We start from the raw sequence: 20,097 nt of genomic DNA on the forward strand, positions 1-20,097 counted from the left end.
CGCGGGTGGGGGGCTTGCCGTCGGCTCAGCCGTGCTGTCCGGCGGCGGCCGGGGCCGGGGCGGCGAAGCGGGGCAGGACTTCCTCGGCGAGTTCGTGGAGGAGGTCGTCGACCGGGCGGTCGTTGGGGCGCAGGTTGAAGGAGACGTGGGAGACGCCGAGGTCGGACATCAGCTCCAGGTGCTCGATCAGCGCGGTGCGCCCGGTGCTGAGGCCGAGGCGGATGGGGCGCGGGGCGGCGGCCGGGTCCTCGGCGAGGGTGAGCACCATCGGGGTCAGGTAGGGCTTGTCGCCGGCGAGGTCGCGCCACTGGCGCATCCGCAGGCGCAGTGCGCCCGGGTCGCGCGGGTAGTTGAGGGAGGCGTCGGCGTGCTCGGCGATCCACTCGGGGCTCTGCTGGGCGCCGCCGGCCACCGCGATCGGGATGCCCGCGGGGTGGCTGGGCCGGGGGAGGACCTCCAGCTGCCGCTCGGCGCCGAGGCCGGCGGCGGGCAGTTCCAGCGGGCCGGGGCGCCAGGCGGCGCGCAGGGTTCGGACGCCGGTGCGGAAGGCCTGGCCGCGGTGGTGGAAGTCGCGGTCGAACAGCGGGTACTCGACGGGGCGGTCGCCGCTGGCCAGGCCGAGCAGCAGGCGGCCGCCGGAGAGCACGTCGACGGTGGCGGCGGCCTTGGCGACCAGCAGCGGTTCGCGCAGCGGCAGGACGACCGCGCCGGTGGCGAGGACCGCGTCGCGGGTGAGGGCGGCGAGGTGGCCCAGGTGGGTGAAGGTCTCGAAGACGCTGCCGGCGTCGCCGAACTGGAGCGGGTCGTAGAGCGGGACGTCGCGCACCCACAGGGCGGCGAAGCCGAGGCGGTCGGCGAGCCGGGCGAGGCGGGCGTGCTCGGCGAGGTCGGGGACGCCGAAGGGGCGGCCCGCCTCGCGGTCGGCCCGGCCGCGGTCCTGGCCCCAGTCGTTGTCCAGGGGCAGTTCCAGGCCGATGGTCAGCCGGCCGTCGGCGGGGGCCAGTTTGGCGAGTGCGGGGTGGGGCGGTGCCATGGCGGGGTCCTCGGGGAAGGCCCCGTCCCGGGCGGCGGTGCGACCGCCCGGGACGGGAGTGGTGGGGCGGGGCGGATCAGTTGAACTGGTCCGGGTGCGGGCCGGTGCGCAGGCCGCGATCGGTGGCGGCGACGGCGGCCATGTCCTGCTCGGTCAGCTCGAAGTCGAAGACGTCGAGGTTCTGCCGGATGCGGGCCGGGGTGACCGACTTGGGGATGACGATGTTGCCGAGCTGCAGGTGCCAGCGCAGGACGACCTGGGCGGGGGACTTGCCGGTGCGCTCGGCGACGGCGGTGATCGCCGGGTCGTCCAGGACGGCGCCCTGGGCGAGCGGGCTCCAGGCCTCGGTGGCGATGCCGTGCGCGGCGTGGAAGGCGCGCAGCTCGGCCTGCTGGAGGCCGGGGTGCAGCTCGACCTGGTTGACGGCGGGCACCAGCGAGCTGTTGTCCAGCAGGCGCTGGAGGTGGGCGGGCTGGAAGTTGGAGACGCCGGCGGCGCGGATGCGGCCCTCCTCGGCGAGGCTCTCGATGGCGCGCCAGGAGTCGAGGTAGAGGTCGCGGGCCGGGGTGGGCCAGTGGATGAGGTAGAGGTCGACGTGGTCCAGGCCGAGCTTGGCGAGGCTGGCGTCGAAGGCGCGCAGGGTGGCGTCGTGACCCTGGTCGGCGTTCCACAGCTTGGTGGTGACGAACAGGTCCTCGCGGGCCACGCCGGAGGCGGCCAGGGCGCGGCCGACGCCGGTCTCGTTGCCGTAGATGGCGGCGGTGTCGATGCTGCGGTAGCCGGCCTCCAGGGCGGCGGCGACGGCGGCGGTGGTCTGCTCGTCGGGGACCTGGAAGACGCCGAAGCCGAGCTGGGGGATCTCGACGCCGTTGTTCAACTTCACGGTGGGGACGCTGGGGGTGGTCATGGTCGGGTGCTCCTTCGGGCGGTGCGGTCGGTGAGGGGGGAGTGGACGGTCCGGGCGCTGCCGGGGCCGTCGCGCAGGACGACGTCCCGCGGGGTGCGGGCCGTGGTGCTCAGCGGGCGGGCGCGGCGAGCTCGGCCAGGGCGGCGGCGGCGAAGGCGTGGTCCTGCTCGGGGGCGCCGCCGCCGACGCCGATGGCGCCGACCAGCCGGCCGTCGCGGTGGACCGGCAGGCCGCCGGCGAGGAACAGCAGCGGGCGGTCCAGCGCGGTGGGCAGGGAGTGGAACGGCCCGTCGGGCTTGACCAGGTCGACCAGGTCGGCGGTGGGGGCGTCCAGCTGCAGCGCGGTGTAGGCCTTGCGGGTGCTGGTCTCGCCGGAGATCAGCACGGCGCGGTCGTCGCGGCGGAAGGCGAGCAGGTGGCCGCCCGCGTCCAGGACGGTGACGCTGACCGTCGCGCCGGCGGCCTCGGCGGCGGTACGGGCGGCGGCGACGAGGGTCTCGGCGTCGGCGGTGGTGAGCGGGACGACGGCGGTGGTGCTCATGGCGGTGGTTCTCCCGGGGTGGGGTGGGGTCCGGTCAGGTCGATGGTCAGTGGTGCAGGGCGGCGGGGCGGGCAGCCGCGCCCGGGGCGACGGCCGCACGGGCGTGGTCGCGGCGCTCCAGGGCGGCGGACCAGAAGGCCAGCAGCAGGGCGGCCGCGGCGAGGGCGGCGCCGACCCAGTTCGGGGCGGTGTAGCCGAGCCCGGCGGCGATGACGGCCCCGCCGAGCCAGGCGGCCAGCGCGTTGCCGAGGTTGAAGGCGCCGATGTTGACGGCGGAGGCCAGGGTGGGGGCGCCGTGGGCCTGGTCCAGGACCCGCTTCTGCAGCGGGGGGACGGTGGCGAAGCCGAGGGCACCCACCAGCAGGACGGTGACGGCGGCCAGCACCTTGTTGTGCGCGGTGAGGGTGAACAGGGCCAGCACCACGGCGAGGCCGCCGAGGGTGGTGTAGAGCATCGGCATCAGCCTGCGGTCGGCGTAGCGCCCGCCCAGCAGGTTGCCGAGGAACATGCCGACGCCGAACAGCACCAGCAGCCAGGTGACGGAGCCCTCGGCGTAGCCGGCGACGTTGGTCATCATCGGGGCGATGTAGGTGATCGCGGCGAAGACCCCGCCGAAGCCGAGCACGGTCATCGCCATCGCGAGCAGCACCTGCGGGTTGCGGAAGGCGGTCAGCTCCCCGCGCAGGTGGGCGCCCTCGGCGCGGGGCATGGCGGGAACCAGGCGGGCGATGCCGAGCAGGCCGACCACACCGAGCGCGGCGACGCCGGCGAAGGTGGCGCGCCAGCCGACGGCCTGGCCGATGAAGGTGCCCAGCGGCACGCCGACGATGTTGGCGACGGTCAGCCCGGTGAACATGGTGGCGATGGCGCCGGCCTTCTTCTGCGGGGCGACGAGGTCGGCGGCGACCACGGAGCCGATGCCGAAGAAGGCGCCGTGGGCGAGCGAGGTCACGATGCGCCCGGCCAGCATCACGGGGAAGGAGGGGGCGGACGCGGAGAGCAGGTTCCCGGCCACGAACAGGCCCATCAGCAGCATGAGCATGGTCTTGCGGCTGATCCTGGTGCCGAGGACGGTCATCAGCGGGGCGCCGATGACGACGCCGAGGGCGTAGCCGGTGACCAGCAGGCCCGCGTCGGGGATGGAGACGCCGTAGTCGCCGGCGATCTGGGGCAGGAGACCCATGATCACGAACTCGGTGGTCCCGATCCCGAATGCGCCGATGGCCAGGGCGATGAGAGCGAGAGGCATGGGCCCGAACCCTTCTGTGATTGCTTGAGCTAGCGCCTTGCGTGCTTAAACAATAGTTGCAGACGCGCGATAAGTGCAAACGCGGATAGGATGCACGCGCTACGGGCTCGGGCGGGCCGCGGTGCTGCGGCCCCTGGTGTGGGTGTGTGGGTGTGCGGGTGTGCGGGGCGCGGGTGCGCGAACGCGAAAGGGCCCGGCCCGTCCGGACCGCGGGTGCGGTTCGGACGGGCCGGGCCCGGGGGAGCGGCGGCGTGGGGCCGGCCGGGTCAGCGGGCGGGGGGGGCGGCGTCCACGGCCTCCACCGCCTTGACCAGCGAGGCCAGCTCGGGGTTGCGGGCGGCCTCGGCCAGCGCCTCGCGCAGCGCCGCGTCGTTGGTCGGCCGGGCCTCCTCCAGGAGCCTGAGGCCGTCCTCGCTCACATTGGTGTAGATGCCGCGGCGGTCGGTCGGACACAGGTAGCGCGACAGCAGGCCGCGGTCCTCCAGCCGGGTGACCAGGCGGGTGGTGGCGCTCTGGCTGAGCACCACCGCGTCGGCCACCTGCTTCATCTGCAGGTGCCCGCCCACGCCGTCGTGCTGGCGGCTGAGCACGTCGAGCAGCGAGTACTCCCGCACGCTCAGGTCGTGCTTGGTCTGCAGGGCGCGCTCGATGTGGGACTCGATCCGGCCGTGCAGGACGGAGAGCGCCCCCCAACCGTTGGCGAGGGCGGTGAGCGCGGGGTCCGTGGCGGTCATGGGGCCTGGCCTCCTTCCAGTCGTGGCTGGATCCAGGATAAGCCATGAACAGAAATATCGGCTAGAGCTTATATAGCGCTCATGCAAGCAATCCCCCGGGCGGGCGCGGTGCGGGCCCGGGGGCGTCCGGTGCCGGGCGGTGCCCAGTATCCGCGGGGCTTTGGCGCAAATGGTTCAGACCATTGACGCGGGGGGAGACCAGATCCTACGGTGTCGGGCAACCGGTCTGGCGCGGGCATGCCACGTCTCGGGCAGGCCGCCGTGCGCACCCCCACGCGCACGCGCACGCCCCGCGCCGGGCGCACACTCCATCCACCCCCACGGAGGAGCACCATGCGCAAGCGCCACCTGATCGCCGCCGCCGCGGCCGCGATCGTCCTGCCGATCGCGGCGGCCCTGCCGGCCCAGTCGCACGGCTTCATCAACCTGCCGCCGAGCCGTTCCGCGCTCTGCGGCGCCAACGCCGTCCCGTGGGACTGCGGCGACATCCAGTGGGAGCCGCAGAGCGTCGAGGGCCCCAAGGGCTTCCCGAGCCGCGGCCCGGCGGACGGCACCATCTGCGCCGGCGGGGACGCCCGCTGGGCCCCGCTGGACAACCCCCGCAACGGCGCCTGGCCGACCACCAAGGTGACGGCGGGCCAGCAGCTCACCTTCACCTGGGAGATCGAGGCCCGGCACTCCACCACGAACTTCAAGTACTACCTGACCAAGCCCGGCTACAGCGCCGGCCAGCCGATCACCCGGGCCGCCCTGGACCTCACCCCGTTCCTGACCGTCCCCTACAACGGCCGCCAGCCCGCCGCCACCACCACCCACACCGCGACCCTGCCCACCGGCCGCACCGGCCACCAGGTGGTCGTCGCGGTCTGGGAGATCGCCGACACCGCCAACGCCTTCTACTCCTGCACCGACGTCCAGTTCTGACCGTCCCGACCGTCCCGACCGGACTGGCCGGACGACCGGACCGTCCGACCGCCGTGTCCCGCCGGCGCCGCCGCCCGACCCCGGGCGGCGGCGCCGGCGGGACACCCGTCCGAGACCCGCCCCCCGGGCCCGCCCCGCCCCCTGTCCCCGGGGCCGTGCGCGCGCGCCGCGGAAGCCGTGAATGGGTACATTGACGACATTTGGGCAGCAGTGCCCAGTGTCAGGCTCCGCGCGTCCACGCCAGAAGGCCGACCGCCTTCGGAAAGGGTCTCCATGCGCCCCGACCTCAGCCCCGCCGTCCTCGCCGAGCTGCGCCGGCCGCGGCCCTACCCGGCGGTGTCGATCCTGATGCCCACGCACCGCAGGGAGCCGGACAACACCCAGGACCCGGTCCGGCTGCGCAACCTGCTGGCCGAGGCGAAGGAGCGCGTCCAGGCCGACCCGAAGGTCTCCCGCGCCGACCGGATCGACGTGCTGGAGCAGCTCGACCGGGCACTGGCCGAGGTCGACCTGGTGCACGCCGAGGACGGCCTGGCGATCTTCGCCGCCCCCGGCGAGCACCAGGTCTGGTCACTCGGCCGCAGCACCCCCGCCCGGGTGGTCCTGTCCGACACCTACCTCACCCGCAACCTGGTCGCCGCGCACGCCGCCGAGCGCCCGTTCTGGGTGCTCGCCGTCGCCGCCGACAAGGTGGTGCTGTGGGGCGGCACCGAGGAGCGGGTCACCGAGGACAGGGCCCACGGCTTCCCGCTGGTACGCGTCTTCGACAACCCCGACCCCGAACGGCAGGAGCAGATCGGCGACACGCCCAGCACCTTCCGCGACGAGGGGACCAAGACCTTCCTGCGCCAGGCCGACACCGAGGTCGGCAAGCTGCTGGCCGCCGCCCCCCGCCCGCTGTACGTGGTCGGCGAGGCCGCCGCGCTCGCCCTGCTGGACGCCGTCGGCCCGATCGCCAAGGAGGCCGCCGCCCAGCTGCCGCACGGCGGCCTGGCCCAGGCCGACGCCGAGACCGTCCGCAAGGTGGTCGAGCCGGCCGTGCGCGCCCGCGCCGAGCGCGAGGTCGCCGAGCACCTCGCCCAGCTCGACAAGGCCCGCGGCGCCCAGCAGTTCGCGGCCGGCCTGGACGAGGTCTGGCAGAACGTCGGCCAGGGCCGGATCGCCCGCCTGGTGGTCGAGGAGGACTTCCGCGCCACCGTGCGCGACGACGGCGAGCACCTGGTGCCCGCCGAGGCCGACCAGGACGGGGCCCGGGACGACATCGTCGACGAGGTCGTCGAACGCACCCTGGACACCGGCGGCCTGGTCGGCTTCGTCCCCGACGGCACCCTCGCCGACTCCGGGCGGGTCGCCGCCGTCCTGCGCTACTGACCGCCCTCGGCCCGGCCCGCCCGCCGCCGGCCGTCCGCCCGGTGGGCGGGCGCGGGCCGCCCGGACCGCCCGTACGGAAGCGGCCGGTACGGAAACGGCGTACGGAAACGGCCGTACGGAAGCGGCCGTACGGAAGCGGCCGGTACGGAAACGAACCGGCCGAACGGTGCACGGAATCCGCCGGTTTCGCGAAGCGCACGCGCAATGGTCACGAACGGTTTCCGGAGCCGTGGGGTCCGGTTCGGCAACCTCCCCTAGCCTGCCGCGCATGACACCGAGTCACCACCCCCGCGCGGGCCGCCGCACCGGTCTGCTCGCCGCCGCCGTCGCCGCCTCGCTCGGCCTCACCGCCGTCGCCCTGGGCGCCCCCAGCGCCGTCTCCGCCGAATCCGCCCCCGGCGCGGCCGGCGCCCCCGCTGCGGCCGGTGCCCCGGCCCCCGGCGAGGTCGTCCTCGACGAGCACTTCTCCGCCCCCGCCCTGCCCGCCGGCTTCGCCGCCGTCGAGGGCGACTGGAAGGTGGAGGGCGGCCGCCTGGTCGGCACCTCCGCCGACTCCGGGCAGCAGAGCCGGATCACCTTCGGCCGCCACCTGGACGACTTCCGCATCGAGGCCACCGCCCGCTTCGAGACCGTCCGGGACGGCGCCCGCTGGACCGCCCTCGGCCTGGACGTCCCCGCCTCCGGCGCCACCCCCTGGTCGATCGCCACCATGCGCACCGGCACCACCGCCGCCAACGGCCTCGAATTCGCCCAGCGCACCCCCGCCGGCACCTGGAACGTCACGGACACCGCCGCGGCCCCCACCGCCGCCGGCACCGGCCGCGACGTGCGCGTCGCCGTCGAGGTCCACGGCACCACCGCCCGCTGGATCCTCGACGGCAAGGAGGTCCTGCGCACCACCCAGGTCGCCCGCAGCGCCGACGGCGGCCAGGCCCTGGTGGTCAACGGCGCCAAGGTCTCCTTCGACGACCTCAAGGTCACCGCGCTCGCCCCCGCCGGCCGACTGCGCCCGGCCGGCGCCCCGCTGACCGTCTTCGCCCACCGCGGCGCCTCCTCCGCCGCCCCCGAGAACACCCTGGTCTCCGACGAGATCGCCCGCCGCGGCGGCGCCCAGTGGATCGAGAACGACGTCCAGCCCAGCAAGGACGGCGTCCCCTACGTCCTGCACGACGACAGCGTCGACCGCACCACCGACGGCAAGGGCCGCGTCCGAGACCTGACCGCCGCCCAGCTCGACACCCTGGACGCCGGCTCCTGGTTCGGCCCCGCCTACGCCGGCGCCCGCGTCCCCACCCTGGCCGCCCAGCTGGAGGACCTGCGCACCCGCGGCGGCAACCTGCTGCTGGAGATCAAGGGCAGGCACAGCCGCGACGAGGTCGCCCGGATCGTCCAGGAGGTGCGCGACCACCGGATGACCGGCCGGGTCTTCGTCCAGAGCTTCGAGGTCGACGCCCTGAAGTACACCCGCGAGCTGGCCCCCGAACTGCCGCTCGGCCTGCTGCGCGGCGCCCTCGACGCCGACCCGGTGGCCGTCTCCAAGGAGCTCGGCCTGTCCGCCTACAACCCCTCCGACGGCGCCCTCGCCGCGCGCCCGGACGTGGTGAAGGACCTGCACGCGGCCAACGTCGCGGTCAACGTCTGGACGGTCGACTCGGCCACCCGCTGGAAGGCCCTGGAAGCCGCCGGCGTCGATGGCGTCATCACCAACCGCCCGGCAGAGCTCGCCGGTTGGAACAGCGCCTGGCTCCAGGGCGGCGCCCCCGTCCAGCCCGCCGCGCCCACCGTGGCGATCACCTCCCCGGCCGCCGGCGCCACCCTGGACCGCGCCCAGCGGCCGGTGACCGCCGTCCAGGCCACCGGCGCCGACACCGTCCGCCTCACCCTGGACGGCAAGGAACTGGCACCCGGCACCGCCCTGGACACCACCGCCCTCGCGCTCGGCGAGCACACCCTGCGCGCCGAGGCCACCGGCCCCGGCGGCCGCGCCGAGACCACCACCGGGTTCACCGTCGCCGCCACCCCCACCGGCCTGGCCGCCCTGGTGCTCACCTCCGGCGCCGACCGCAACGCCGTCGCCACCCTGACCGTGATGCTCGGCCAGGGCCAGTACCAGCCGCTCGCCCACTGGGCCGAGAACCAGGCCGGCCGCGGCGTCCCCGCCGACCGGGCCGCCCTGATCGCCGCCGACGCCCGCGCCCTGGACGCCGCCGCCCGCGGCTGACCCCGCGGCTGACCCCGCGGCTGACCCCGCGGCTGACCCCGCGTCCGGGCCGTGGCCCCGCACCGCCCGTGGCCCCGTACCGCCCGCCGGTGGTGCGGGGCCACGGTGCGTCAGGCGTACGGGGCGGGTGGTGCGGGCCGTGGGTGCGTCAGGGGCGCGGGTACGGGCGGCGTGGGTGCAGACGGCGCGGGTGCGGGCGGTACCCAGGGTTCGGCGCGGGATTGGGTAGCGCCACGCATTGTTCCCGCCCCCGCCCGGCCGGTTTCCTGGAGCCCGCCCAAGCCGACGACCCTCACCCTCCCCGGAGGTCGCCCCCATGACCCGTCGCGAACGCCTGCGGCTCTACGCCGACGAGCACTTCACCGCCCCCGACCCCGGGCTGGTGCTGCCCGCCCGCCGCAGCAGCGGCCTGCGCCGGCCCGGCCTGGCCCGACTGGCCCGGCTCTCCCGGCTCGTCGAACGCGCCGGCCACCACCGGCACGCCTGACGGCCGGCCACCACCGGCCGGCCTGACGGCCGCCACCGGCACCGCCGGCCCCCCGGACCGGGTCCCGCCCCTTTGAGGGAGTGGGCGGGACCCCCCTCACCTCAGGAGGCGTCGTCCCCGGCGGCCGCCAGCGCCTCGCCCAGCCCCGCCCGGCCCACCCCGAGCTTGCGCAGCGCACTGGCCACATGGTGCTCGACCGTACGGGTCGACAGGAACAGCGCCCGCGCGATGTCCTGGTTCGCCGCCCCCCGCGCGGCCAGCGCCGCGACCTGCCGCTCACGCGGGGACAGCCGCTCACCGTAGCCGCGCCGCCCCGGCGAGGCCGCCCGGCCCAGACCCGACTCCCGCCGCAGCCGCTGGCAGCGCGCGGCGTCCGAGGCCGCGCCCAGCGCCAGGTAGGCCCGCTCGGCGGCGGCCAGCCGCTCCCCGGCCGCCGCCCGGTCGACCCCCGCCGACACCGTGCCGGCCCGCTCCTCGGCCCGCGCCCCCTCGTACGGGCGCCCGATCCGCTGCCAGAGCCCGCCCGAGCGGACGAACTGCGCGCACGCGCCCACCGGATCCCCGTCGGCCAGCAGCAGCCCGCGGGCGAAGGCCAGCGCCGCCGACGCGGCCGGCGCGTCCCGCCCCTCCAGGTTCGCCTCCGCCTGCTCGGCCAGCTCCGCCGCCCCCGCCCGGTCACCCGCCGCCAGCAGTACCTCGACCGCCACCGGCAGCAGCTCGGCGGCCCGCGGCCAGGCCCCGGCCCGGCGCAGCGCCGCCAGCGCCGGCGCGAGCGTGGCCGCCGCCCGCGCGACGTCCCCCTCCGCCAGCTGCAGCGCCGCCAGCCCCGCCGCCGCCCGCAGCGCCCCGGTCACCTGCGACTCCCGCTCCCCGTACGGGCCCGCCTCGGTGAAGTGGGCGCGCGCCACGGCGAGTTGACCGCGCGCGGCCGCCAGCCGGCCCAGCAGCAGCGCCTGCTCGACCCCGGCCATCGCGAGGTCCGGGAACTCCGCGCCCAGCGCGGCCAGCCGCTCCTCCAGCCCCTCCCAGCGCCCGGCCAGCCCGTCCAGCCGCACCAGCGCGATCCGGCTGTAGCACTCCAGGTAGGGGATGGCCGCCTGCCGGGCCAGGCGCCGGCTCTCCTCCAGCAGCAGCGCGGCCCGCCGGTCGTGGCCCAGCTCGACGGCGATCTCACCCGCGTTGTACAGCGCGCGGGTGGTCTGCCGGACGATCTCCGGGCGCTCCGAACCGCGCGGCAGCGCCGCCAGCCGCGCCCACACCGCCGGGTCGCCCTCGCGCGCCTGGAAGGTCAGCCGGGTGGCCCGCACCGCGGCGGCCACCTCCTCGTCCGGGTGCTCGGCCAGCGTCCGCTCGGCCCGCTCCAGCCACTGCCGGGCGCGCTCGCCGGCGCCGTCGCGCTCGTTCATGGCCAGCGCCACCATCGCCCGGGCCGCCCGGCCCGGACGCTGCTCCAGCTCCTCCAGGGACTCCTCCATCCGGTCGAAACCGGCCCGGTCCCCGCCGTGCACGGCCATCAGGAAGCCCAGCGAGAGGCGGATCTCGCCGCGGTCGGGCACCGGCAGCCGCGGGTCCGCGATGATCGCGGTCAGTGCCGCCGCACTGGCCACCGAGTCCACCCCGTCGGCGGCGATCCGCGCCAGCGCGAGCGCGGCCCGCCCGCGCCGCCGCAGGTCCAGGTCGGGCTCGTCCAGCAGCCGGCGCAGCAGCGCGCCGGCGCTGCCGCTGTCCCCGAGCGCCACCGCCTGGTCGGCGGCGGCCTCGGCCACCTCCTGCCAGGCCGCCCGGTCGCCCAGCGCCAGGGTGTGGTGGGCGATCTGCACCAGCGGCCGCGGCTCGCGCGCGCCCAGCGCCGCCACCGCGCGCCGGTGCAGGGCGCCGCGCCGCGGCCCGGGCAGCCGCCGGTAGGCCACCTGCTGCGCCAGGACGTGCCGGAACCCGTAGCGGGCCAGCGGCCGCTCGTTGAGCACCGCCGCCCGCAGCGCCTCGGTGAGGCCGTCCGCGGCGGCCTGCGCCTCCAGCCCGGCCACGGCGGCGAGCAGGTCCTCCCCGGCCGGCACGCCGAGCACCGCGGCCGCGGAGGCGATCGCGGCGGCGTCCGGGGACAGCGCCGCGAGCCGCTCGGTGACCGCGTCGCGCAGGCCGCGCGGCACCTCGGACTGCTCCAGGTCGGCGGCCAGGTCCGCGGCGTTGGTCAGCGCCCCGGCGCCGCGCCGCTCGCACAGCGTGATCAGGTCCTCCTCGGCGACCAGCGGCAGGCCCTCGCTGCGGTCGAACAGCACCCGGGTGAGCGCCGCCGTCGCGCGCGGGCCGAGCGCGGCGCGGGCCAGCTGGTCGACCTCGGCCTCGGCGAGCGGGGACAGCCGCAGCAGCGCGCCGCCCACCCCGGCCGGACGCCGGTAGGCGGCGCCCAGCGCGGGGGTGTCGGGCGGCAGGTCCTCGGCCCGGTAGGTGAGCACCAGGGCCAGCCCGGGCGGCACGTCCCGGGCCAGCAGCAGGAGCAGCTCGCGGGTGGCGTCGTCCACCCAGTGCAGGTCCTCGACCACGAGCACCGTCTCGCCGAGCGCGCCGAGCAGCGCGCGCACCGCCTGGACCAGCAGCCGCAGCCCCGGCGGCCCCTCGCCGGCGGCCGCGGGCAGCGGCGGGAGCCGGTCGGCGAGGTCGGGCAGCAGCGGGCGCAGCGCCCCGGCGCTGGCCGCGATGCGCTCGGCGGGCGGCAGGAACGGGCCCACGCCGCGCAGCGCGTCCACCACCGGGCCGAAGGCCAGCGGCTCGCGCAGCGGGTGGCAGAAGCCGGTCAGCACCCGGCGGCCCGCGGCGGCCGCGCCGGCCGCGGCCTCGGCCACCAGACGGGACTTGCCGAGGCCGGCCTCGCCCTCGACCAGCACCACGGCGGGCGGGTGGAGCATCGCCTCGGTGAGACGGTCCAGTTCCGGCCGGCGCCCGACGAACGCGAAACCGGCGCCGGGCGGTCCCGGCTCGACCGGCCGACTCACGGCCGCCCGGCCGGTTCGGGTGCGCGGCGCTCGCCGAGGAGGGGTGCGAAGGCCATGGGCCCATCATGCCGTGACGGCCCGTGGCGGTACCCGCCGGGGCGCCGCCGCCGTACGGGGGCCGGGACGGGCGGGGCCCGGGCGTTCAGGCGGTGCGGGCGGGGGCCCTGCGTTCGGGCGGTGGCGGGCGGGGGCCCTGCGTTCAGGCGGTGCGGGCGGCGACCGGCGGCCGGTGCGGCAGGACGCCCCGGCCGGGCAGGTCGAGCACCGCGCAGCCCAGCGCCTCCAGCCGGCGCACGGCCGCCCGGGCGCCGCGGTCGTCGAGCGAGAAGACGAACGGTCCGGGCACCAGCACCACGTTCACCCAGCCCTGCCCGGCCCGCTCCACCAGCCGCTCCAGGGCGGGGCGCCGGTCGCCCGAGCGCACCCCGTCGTCCACGAAGGCGGCGGGCACCGGCAGGCCGCGGGACCGGGCCAGGCGCTCCAGCGCCGCGCGCTGGTACTCCAGCCCGGCCGGGTCGGCGGGGTAGCAGCGCAGGTACAGCGCGGGGCGGGCCGGGAGCGGGGGGTGGTCGAGCATGTCGTTCACCTGGCCTGTCGGGTGGGGGTGCGACGGGCCCGGGGGAGGGCCCGTCCACTCCAGCAGGCCGCGGTGAACAGCGCGGGATCAATAGGGGGCGCCACCCAATTCCCCTGAAGGCTGTCCACCGGGGTTCACACCGGTTCCGACCTGCCGCGGCGCCGAGCACAGAGCCGCGGGTGGACCGTGCGGTACGTCGGTGGAGGAGACCGCGGATGAGACCAGGATGCTGGATGCCCCCTCCTCGTCCGGCGGGCTACGCGGGCATCACCCCGTGGATGCGGGAGATGGTGAACACGCGCTCGTCGTCCCTCAGGTGGCACCAGGCGCGGAGGTAGGGGGCATCCAGTTCGATCCTGCTGAGGGTGCGGACCGTCGCGTTGCCCGAGGTCGCGACGTACTCGATCGTGATGGCCCGGCCGTCGTCGACGGCGTGGGCCAGCTGCCGGACATCGGTGAAGGGCAGATTGCGCGCGTGTCCGGCGATGATCTCCTCGGTGTCGCTGTCGTAGGGGCGGTTGTCCCACGGGTCGGGCTCCGGGATGTCCTGCGGGGCGTCCCGGAGCCGGGCGGCGAGGGAGGGCAGGTCGACGGCCGTCCGGGCGTCCGCGTGCTGGGCGCGGGATCTGCCGGCGGACGGGCGACGCGGGGCCGGGAGCGGGTTCGCCGCACGGGGGCGTCGGGCCCGCTCGATGCGGACGGACCCGTCGGGTTTCTCGGCGACGGGGGCGTAGCCCGCGGATCGCAGTGCCGCGAGCGTCCCGTCCAGTGGGGTTCGGCTGATCAGCACCGTCGGTGCCAGCAGCCGCAGGCCGAGCTGGGTGAGCTTGCGGTGCGCGGCCAGTTCGGCCAGGAGGGCGGGCTCCTCGCCGTGGATGACACAGGCCGCGGAGACGACGCGCATCCGACCGTGGCTGCGCGCGGTGTCGTGGATCAGGTACGAGAGCGGCTGGGGAAGCGGCTCGACGGCGACGGCGGCCAGGTCGGCCGTGAGGGCGTCGGGGGTGAGACCGGCGTCGAGGGCGCGGCGGACGCTTCCCGGGCCGAACCGCCACACGGACGCCGCACCGGCGCTCTCCCGGTCCGCGACGGAGTCCAGCAACGCGAGGAGGCGGGCCGACGGCGTGCCGGAGACCACGGCCGTGAGATCGCTGCCGAAACGGGCGGTCCCGCTGGCGGCGGGCAGCAGGCGCCGGCAGGCGTCGGTCAGGGCTTCGGCGTCGTCCGCGAGCAGGGCGGCCCCGATCGGGGACACGGCCCCGAGCGCGAGTGCGCCGAGCAGTTCCGCCTCCCGGATCAGGGTGGCGAACGGCGTGGCGTCCTGGGGGAGTTCGTCGGCGAGCGGGCGCAGCCACCCGAGGAGTACCCCCAGGTCCGCCGAGTCCGCCGCGCCTTCGCCGGCGGGGAGCTGCGTCGCGGCTGTGATCAGCCCGTGCCGGGCCCGCACGCAGCCTCCGCAGGGCGGTGCCCCGGCGAGCGCCGGCAGAGCCTTCCCGTCCTCGTCGCGGCTCCCGCCGGGGGTCAGCGGGAGCGTCCACCACGCCTGGAGCAGCAGGGCCAGTTGGGCGGCCGGTTCCTGCTCGGCCCAGGTGTCGTAGGACGCGGTGGCCGCGACCCGGTCGCCGTCCCGGGCCAGCAGTCCGGCGGCGCTCGCCGTCTCCAGCACGAGGCGTACCGGGGTCTCGTCGCACCGCGCCGCCTTGCCGATCCTGGCCAGCTCGCGGGCGCCGACCCCGCCGGTCTTGAGCCGGGCCGGCGGAGCCGCGGCGCACACCCCGAGGACGGACACGGCATGGGCAGCGAACGCCATGGAGGCGGCTGAGGCTTCCCGGTCGACGTCCGAGACGGTGGCGGGCACCGACCGTACGCCGGGCGGGACGGGTGTGAACGGGGCGTGCCAGTCGGAGCCGCGCAGTGCGAGTGCCACCTCCGCGGGCATGCGGGCCGGCCCGTACCGGTGCGGGTCCCGGATCAGCAGCCCCCGTTCCACCGCCCATGGTTCGCCGGGCTCGGGGGCGATGGAGCCCGGTCGCTCCGGAGCCTCGTGCGCCCGCCGTTCAAGGAGCTTTCGAGTGGCTGCGGGCGCCTTGGCCACCAGGGCGGCGACCCGAGCCGGATCGCTGTGGTGGTCGATCAGCGCCGTCCGCCGCAGCTCCTTCCTGTTGGCGGCGGGTTTGACGTCGATCCTCGCCAGGATGCGGCCCAGCTCGTCGGAGTTCGAGCCCGCGAGCAGCCGTGCGAGCGGCGCGTCGAGCCCCAGCGGCGCGTCCCACACGTTCCGCAGCGGCGCCGCCATGTGCAGCAGGCCGTCGCCGTCGGGCCACACCAGGGCGCGATCGGCCAGTGCTTCCAGGACGGCGGCCAATCCACGGGCGCGTTCACCGTGTGTCGCCTCCAGGAGGTCCGCCAGACCGTCCCGTGACATGCCCGGCAGCGCCGCGACGGCCTCCGCCACCTGTAGGCACGGCAGCGCGAGACGAGGCAGGACCAGGGCCACCGACGCCTGGCGCTGGAGGCGGTCCGCCAGTTCGCCGACCGACCTCGGTTCCGGAGGCGACACGACGTCCGGGCGCGCGGCCAGGACCCGCTCCAACCCGGCCGCGTCCAGACCGCGCAGCCACGCGGCCAGCGCCGTTCCGTTCTTCTTGCTGATGGGGCACCTCACCGCAGAGGAGGACGTCCATGCCCGGCCGGAGTCGGCCGGGAGCACAAGGATGACGTACCGACGGGGGCGGGTGCGACGAACGCCCGGGCCGTTCAGTGGCGGAGGCGGCAGGATGATGCGATCACCCACCGATCGTTCCCGGTCCACGACGACGGCCGGAGCCGGAGGGGACAGGGGAGTCGGACGTGCCCGGCACCGAACTGAGCCGCGGCTACAACGTCTCGGCAACGCCCGCCGCCGTGCTCGCGCATCTCGCGGAGCCCGAGAAGGGCGCCGGCGACCGAGGCGGGCGGGCCCGGGTGAACGAGACCAGGACCGGGCGAAGGCGGACGATACGACATTCGAACTCGTGAGGGGGTGCCCCGACACGCTTCCCCTCGTGCGGACGCCGAACGGACCGCCGGCGGGCGCGCCCCGGCCGTCCCGGGAATCCCGGGGGCCACTCCCGGCACTCGGTCGCGGCCCGGCGCGTTGATGAAGCGTCAACCAACTGGCGTGTACGGCAGGTTCACGGGCACCCGCCCGGGGGCCGGCCGACCCGACCGTACGACGGAGGAACGGCATGATCGACAGGCGCACCTTCACCAGGGCCGTCGGAATCGGCGCGGGCACCACCGCGCTGTCCCTGGCCGCCCTGCCCCAGACCGCCGGGGCGGCCCCGGCGGCAGGGACCGCACCGGCCGCCGGCGCCGCTGAGGCGTCCGCGACCGCTGAGGCGTCCGCCACCGCGCCCCGGACCGGCTTCGCCCGCCTCGCCCAGGTCCGCGCCGGCGTCCTCGACGTCGGCTACGCCGAGGACGGCCCGGCCGACGGCCCCGCCGTGATCTGCCTGCACGGCTGGCCGTACGACATCCACAGCTACGTCGACGTCGCCCCGCTGCTCGCCGCCCAGGGCTACCGCGTCATCGTCCCCTACCTGCGCGGCCACGGCAGCACCCGTTTCCTGTCCGACCGCACGACGCGCAACGCCCAGCAGTCCGCCGTCGCCCTGGACGTCCTCGCCCTGATGGACGCGCTGGGCATCCGGCGGGCCGTGCTGGCCGGCTTCGACTGGGGCTCGCGCACCGCCGACATCATCGCCGCGCTGTGGCCCGAGCGGGTCAAGGCCCTGGTCTCGGTCAGCGGATACCTGATCACCGACGTCCGGATGCAGAAGGAGCCGCTGGCGCCCGCCGCCGAGCACACCTGGTGGTACCAGTTCTACTTCGCCACCGAGCGCGGGCGGACGGCCATGGAGAACCGGGACAAGCGCCGCGAGCTGTGCCGCCTGGTGTGGCAGCAGGTCTCGCCGACCTGGGCCTTCGACGACGCCGTCTTCGACCGCACCGCCGCCGCCTTCGACAACCCCGACTACGCGGCGATCGTCATCCACAACTACCGCTGGCGCCTCGGCCTGGCCGAGGGCGAACACCGCTACGACCAGCTGGAGCGCCGGCTCGCCGCCCGCCCGAAGATCACCGTGCCCACCGTCACCCTCGACCCCGGCCGCGACCCCTTCACCGCCCCCGGCGGCGGCACCGCCTACCGCGACTTCTTCACCGGCCCCTACCTCCACCGCACCCTGCCCGACGTCGGCCACAACGTCCCCCAGGAGGCACCCGAGGACTTCGTCCGGGCCGTCCTGGACGCCGACCGCCTCTGAACGGGCGGGGTCGCGAGACCCAGGGCGCCTGAAGGCCCCCGCGCAGCGCACAGGTGCCCGGCCCCCCGTGAGGGCCGGGCACCAGGCCAACGGTCAGGGCTTGCGGTGCCTGCCCGCCGGCTTCTTCGTCGGCTGGGCCGACGTCATCGGGATCACGCCGTCGCCCTCGATGCCGTGGACGAGCCGCTGCGCGGCGGCGTAGTCCGGCGCGATGGTCTCGGGCACCCACTGGTAGCCGTCCCAGCGGGAGACCAACCGCGGTTCGCCCCGGTGCAGATGGGACGGAGCGTCCTCGAAGCCGAGGACAACGGCCTTGAGCGTGCCGACCGGACGGCGCCGCGCATCCCGGCGGGCCGCCCACCGCTCCAGCGGCTCGTCCTCGTCCACCTGGTCCTCCTCCGTGACGGGGCGCCCAGCCCAACGGCGCCCAGGAGCGCAGGACACGGCCCGGATCGCCGATCCGCGCCCCCTGGTCCCCGTCGGCGGCCGTCGGACCTAGCCGGTCCTGCTGCGGGGCACGGCCTTCGACGGCGGGGTCGTACAGTCCTGACCGTGACCGACACCACGCCAGCGGCTCGGCAAAGCGGCGCCCGGTCCCCGTTGACCACCGCGTACGGTTGCGTCCCCCGCCCGGTGCGGGCCGGGGGGGGGGGCGGCGGGTGGCGGCAGTCCTGGCGGGACGTCACCGCGCGCTCGCACGCCGGGATCCGGCCGGCGCTCGGGGAGGGCCGGCCGTCAACCGACGAGCCAGTGCCGAAGGGCGCGGTGCACTTCGCGCAGCTGGGAGACCTCGACGTACTCGCCGGGGGTGTGGGCCAAGGACGGGTCGCCCGGACCGAAGTTGACGGCGGGCACCCCCGCCGCGGCGAAGCGGGCGACATCGGTCCAGCCGAGTTTCGCCCGCGGCGCGGCGGCGAGCCGCGCGAGCAGCGACGCGGCGGCGGGCCGGTCGAGCCCCGGCAGGGCGCCCGGCAGCACCTCGGTCACCTCGACCTCGTACCCGGGGAAGAGCCCCCGCACGTACGCCTCCGCCTGCGCGGGGGTACGGCTGGGCGCGTAGCGCAGATTGACCGTGACCACGCACACGTCGGGGAGCACGTTGCCGGCGACCCCCGCCTCCACCGCCACGGCACTCAGCCCCTCCCGGTACACCAGCCCGTCGATGACCACCTCCTCGGCGACGTGTTCCGCCAACACGCGCAGCACCTCACCCGCGAGGTGCGCCGCGTTGACGCCCATCCACGGCCGGGCCGTGTGCGCCCGCCTTCCCCGGACGACGACGTCCGCGGTGAGGAAGCCCTGACAGCCGCCCTCCACCGTGCCGTCGGAGGGTTCCATCAGGATGGCCAGGTCGGCGTGCAGGAGGTCCGGGCGCTCGGCGGCGATCCTGCCCAGGCCGTTGCGCTCGTCGGAGGTCTCCTCGCACTCGTAGAAGACGTAGGTGACGTCCCGGACCGGTGCCGTGACGGTCGCCGCGGTGTGCAGGGCCACGGCGACGCCGCCCTTCATGTCGCAGGCACCGAGCCCGTGCAACCGCCCGTCCGTGAGACGGGAGGGCAGGTTGTCGCAGGGCGGGACGGTGTCCAGGTGCCCGGCGATCACCACGCGCTCGGCTCGTCCCAGCTCGGTGCGGGCGACCACGGAGTCGCCGATCCGCTCGACCCGCAGATGGGACAGAGCCCTCAACGCGCGCTCCACCCCGTCGGCGAGCGCCGCTTCCGAGCCGCTCTCGGACGGGGTGTCGACCAACGCGCGTGTCAGCTCGACGAGATCCGCGCCAGGGTCGAGCGCGGGCCGGGTGTCGCCGGGGACGGTCATGGCAGTGCTCCATCGGACGGAGGGGACGGGGTGTCGTTGCTCCGGCGCACGGCGGGGGAGAGGGCCGGGGCGGGCGCCGGGCCGCCCGGGTCGATCAGCGGAAGAGGGGGTGCCACACCTCGCACGGGTGCCCTCGGCCGTCGACGACGGTGACGTCGGGCCAGCGGTCGAAGGCGGAGCAGGGGTGGGAGATCCCGAGGTCGACCTCGTCGCCGACGTACAGATCGCGCACACCGGTCAGGACGAGGTGGTGGTCGTAGATCCGCTCCGCCCTCGCCGCGGCGGCGGGCCGCCGTGCGCCGTGCGGATCGTGGGCGCGCACGAGGACGGGCAGGCCGGCGTCGTAGGGCAGCTCGCGCCTCCCGGCGCCGACGACGGCTCGGCCCGGTTCCGGGGTGGAGAGCACGACCGCGCGCACGGTCAGCGCCGCCCTCAGGCCGGGCAGGGGGGAGACCTGCGCGTAGCTGCCGTGGTCGTGGGTGACGTAGCAGCCCGACCGCAGGACGGGCACCGCCGTCGGCAGGTCGCCGCGGTGGCGCGCGGCGTGGGCGAGGGCGTGGACGACCCGGTCGGGAAAGGCGGAGCCGCCCATGCTGAAGACGGGCCGCGGGGTCTCGAAGAGCGGGGTGAGGCGGCGGAACACCGTGACCGTCCGGTCGCAGTGCTCGTCGACGGCCGCGAGGGTGGCGGCATCCCGCCGGTTGGGCCGGACGCCTTCGTAGCCGGCGACACCGGCGAGAAGGAGTCCGGGCGCCGCCCGGACGGCCCGGGCCAGGTCGGCGGCCTCGGCCGGCCCCTGCACACCGGTGCGGCCCGCGTCCGTTCCGACGTCGACGAGGACGCGCAGAGGGGTGCGCGCGCCGGCCGTGAACGACCGGGCGAAGCCGATGCCGGCCGAGGAGTCGACGAAGCAGTACAGCTCCCGTTGCGGTGCC

Annotated in this window: 16 protein-coding genes and 1 pseudogene; 5 read left to right on the forward strand and 12 right to left on the reverse strand. The window is 76.2% G+C overall.

Annotation, left to right across the window (positions count from 1 at the left end; genetic code table 11):
* Positions 1-25 precede the first annotated feature (25 nt).
* The 5 genes from ACFY0X_RS15775 to ACFY0X_RS15795 form a co-directional block, all read right to left on the reverse strand.
* Complete coding sequence (locus ACFY0X_RS15775) at positions 26-1,033, reverse strand: TIGR03571 family LLM class oxidoreductase (RefSeq protein WP_387754399.1); 1,008 nt, start codon at positions 1,031-1,033, stop codon at positions 26-28.
* A gap of 76 nt (positions 1,034-1,109) precedes the next feature.
* Positions 1,110-1,940, reverse strand: a complete 831-nt coding sequence (locus tag ACFY0X_RS15780) for an aldo/keto reductase (RefSeq protein WP_387754402.1) — start codon at positions 1,938-1,940, stop codon at positions 1,110-1,112.
* A gap of 109 nt (positions 1,941-2,049) precedes the next feature.
* Positions 2,050-2,481 (reverse strand): heme-binding protein, encoded by a 432-nt coding sequence (locus ACFY0X_RS15785; protein WP_387754404.1) that lies wholly within the window; start codon positions 2,479-2,481, stop codon positions 2,050-2,052.
* A gap of 46 nt (positions 2,482-2,527) precedes the next feature.
* Positions 2,528-3,730 carry an MFS transporter gene (locus ACFY0X_RS15790; RefSeq protein WP_387754407.1) on the reverse strand — a complete coding sequence of 401 codons (1,203 nt, stop codon included), beginning with the start codon at positions 3,728-3,730 and terminating at the stop codon, positions 2,528-2,530.
* A gap of 266 nt (positions 3,731-3,996) precedes the next feature.
* A complete protein-coding gene (locus ACFY0X_RS15795) occupies positions 3,997-4,464 on the reverse strand; it encodes a MarR family winged helix-turn-helix transcriptional regulator (RefSeq protein WP_387754410.1) in 468 nt (155 codons plus the stop codon).
* Between the two features lie 333 nt (positions 4,465-4,797).
* Here ACFY0X_RS15795 and ACFY0X_RS15800 point away from each other — a divergent pair, with 333 nt between their 5' ends.
* The 4 genes from ACFY0X_RS15800 to ACFY0X_RS15815 all read left to right on the forward strand — a co-directional run bounded on the left by ACFY0X_RS15800 (position 4,798) and on the right by ACFY0X_RS15815 (position 9,467).
* A complete protein-coding gene (locus ACFY0X_RS15800; protein ID WP_387754412.1) occupies positions 4,798-5,388 on the forward strand; it encodes a lytic polysaccharide monooxygenase in 591 nt (196 codons plus the stop codon).
* A gap of 273 nt (positions 5,389-5,661) precedes the next feature.
* Complete coding sequence (locus ACFY0X_RS15805; protein ID WP_387754415.1) at positions 5,662-6,759, forward strand: chemotaxis protein; 1,098 nt, start codon at positions 5,662-5,664, stop codon at positions 6,757-6,759.
* 268 nt (positions 6,760-7,027) lie between these two features.
* Positions 7,028-8,980, forward strand: a complete 1,953-nt coding sequence (locus ACFY0X_RS15810) for a glycerophosphodiester phosphodiesterase family protein (RefSeq protein WP_387754418.1) — start codon at positions 7,028-7,030, stop codon at positions 8,978-8,980.
* A gap of 316 nt (positions 8,981-9,296) precedes the next feature.
* A complete protein-coding gene (locus ACFY0X_RS15815) occupies positions 9,297-9,467 on the forward strand; it encodes a hypothetical protein (RefSeq protein ID WP_387754420.1) in 171 nt (56 codons plus the stop codon).
* Between the two features lie 101 nt (positions 9,468-9,568).
* Here ACFY0X_RS15815 and ACFY0X_RS15820 read toward each other — a convergent pair whose 3' ends face one another.
* The 3 genes from ACFY0X_RS15820 to ACFY0X_RS15830 all read right to left on the reverse strand — a co-directional run bounded on the left by ACFY0X_RS15820 (position 9,569) and on the right by ACFY0X_RS15830 (position 15,702).
* Positions 9,569-12,460 (reverse strand): ATP-binding protein, encoded by a 2,892-nt coding sequence (locus ACFY0X_RS15820; protein ID WP_387754423.1) that lies wholly within the window; start codon positions 12,458-12,460, stop codon positions 9,569-9,571.
* A gap of 199 nt (positions 12,461-12,659) precedes the next feature.
* Positions 12,660-13,037, reverse strand: coding sequence for a recombinase family protein (locus ACFY0X_RS15825; protein ID WP_387754425.1), 378 nt, complete (start codon positions 13,035-13,037; stop codon positions 12,660-12,662).
* 256 nt (positions 13,038-13,293) lie between these two features.
* Positions 13,294-15,702: a helicase C-terminal domain-containing protein gene (locus ACFY0X_RS15830; protein WP_387754428.1), complete on the reverse strand. Its 2,409-nt coding sequence runs from the start codon at positions 15,700-15,702 to the stop codon at positions 13,294-13,296.
* Positions 15,703-16,264: 562 nt separating this feature from the next.
* On the opposite strand from ACFY0X_RS15830, the gene ACFY0X_RS15835 reads away from it, so the two are divergent.
* Positions 16,265-17,344 carry an alpha/beta fold hydrolase gene (locus ACFY0X_RS15835; protein WP_387754431.1) on the forward strand — a complete coding sequence of 360 codons (1,080 nt, stop codon included), beginning with the start codon at positions 16,265-16,267 and terminating at the stop codon, positions 17,342-17,344.
* A gap of 93 nt (positions 17,345-17,437) precedes the next feature.
* Here ACFY0X_RS15835 and ACFY0X_RS15840 read toward each other — a convergent pair whose 3' ends face one another.
* From ACFY0X_RS15840 to ACFY0X_RS15855, 4 genes and pseudogenes are all read right to left on the reverse strand, one after another.
* Positions 17,438-17,731: a DUF6087 family protein gene (locus tag ACFY0X_RS15840; RefSeq protein WP_387754434.1), complete on the reverse strand. Its 294-nt coding sequence runs from the start codon at positions 17,729-17,731 to the stop codon at positions 17,438-17,440.
* 348 nt (positions 17,732-18,079) lie between these two features.
* On the reverse strand, positions 18,080-19,162 hold the full coding sequence (dapE, locus tag ACFY0X_RS15845) for a succinyl-diaminopimelate desuccinylase (protein ID WP_387754436.1): 1,083 nt from the start codon (positions 19,160-19,162) through the stop codon (positions 18,080-18,082).
* A gap of 94 nt (positions 19,163-19,256) precedes the next feature.
* Positions 19,257-19,754 (reverse strand): hypothetical protein, encoded by a 498-nt coding sequence (locus tag ACFY0X_RS15850; RefSeq protein ID WP_387754912.1) that lies wholly within the window; start codon positions 19,752-19,754, stop codon positions 19,257-19,259.
* Positions 19,752-20,087 (reverse strand): annotated as a pseudogene (locus ACFY0X_RS15855) (hypothetical protein); the annotation flags it as partial. The gene ACFY0X_RS15850 and the pseudogene ACFY0X_RS15855, both read right to left, overlap by 3 nt.
* Positions 20,088-20,097: the final 10 nt, after the last annotated feature.

This window comes from Kitasatospora sp. NPDC001547, from assembly GCF_042894165.1.
In the GTDB taxonomy this organism is placed as follows: Bacteria; Actinomycetota; Actinomycetes; order Streptomycetales; family Streptomycetaceae; genus Kitasatospora.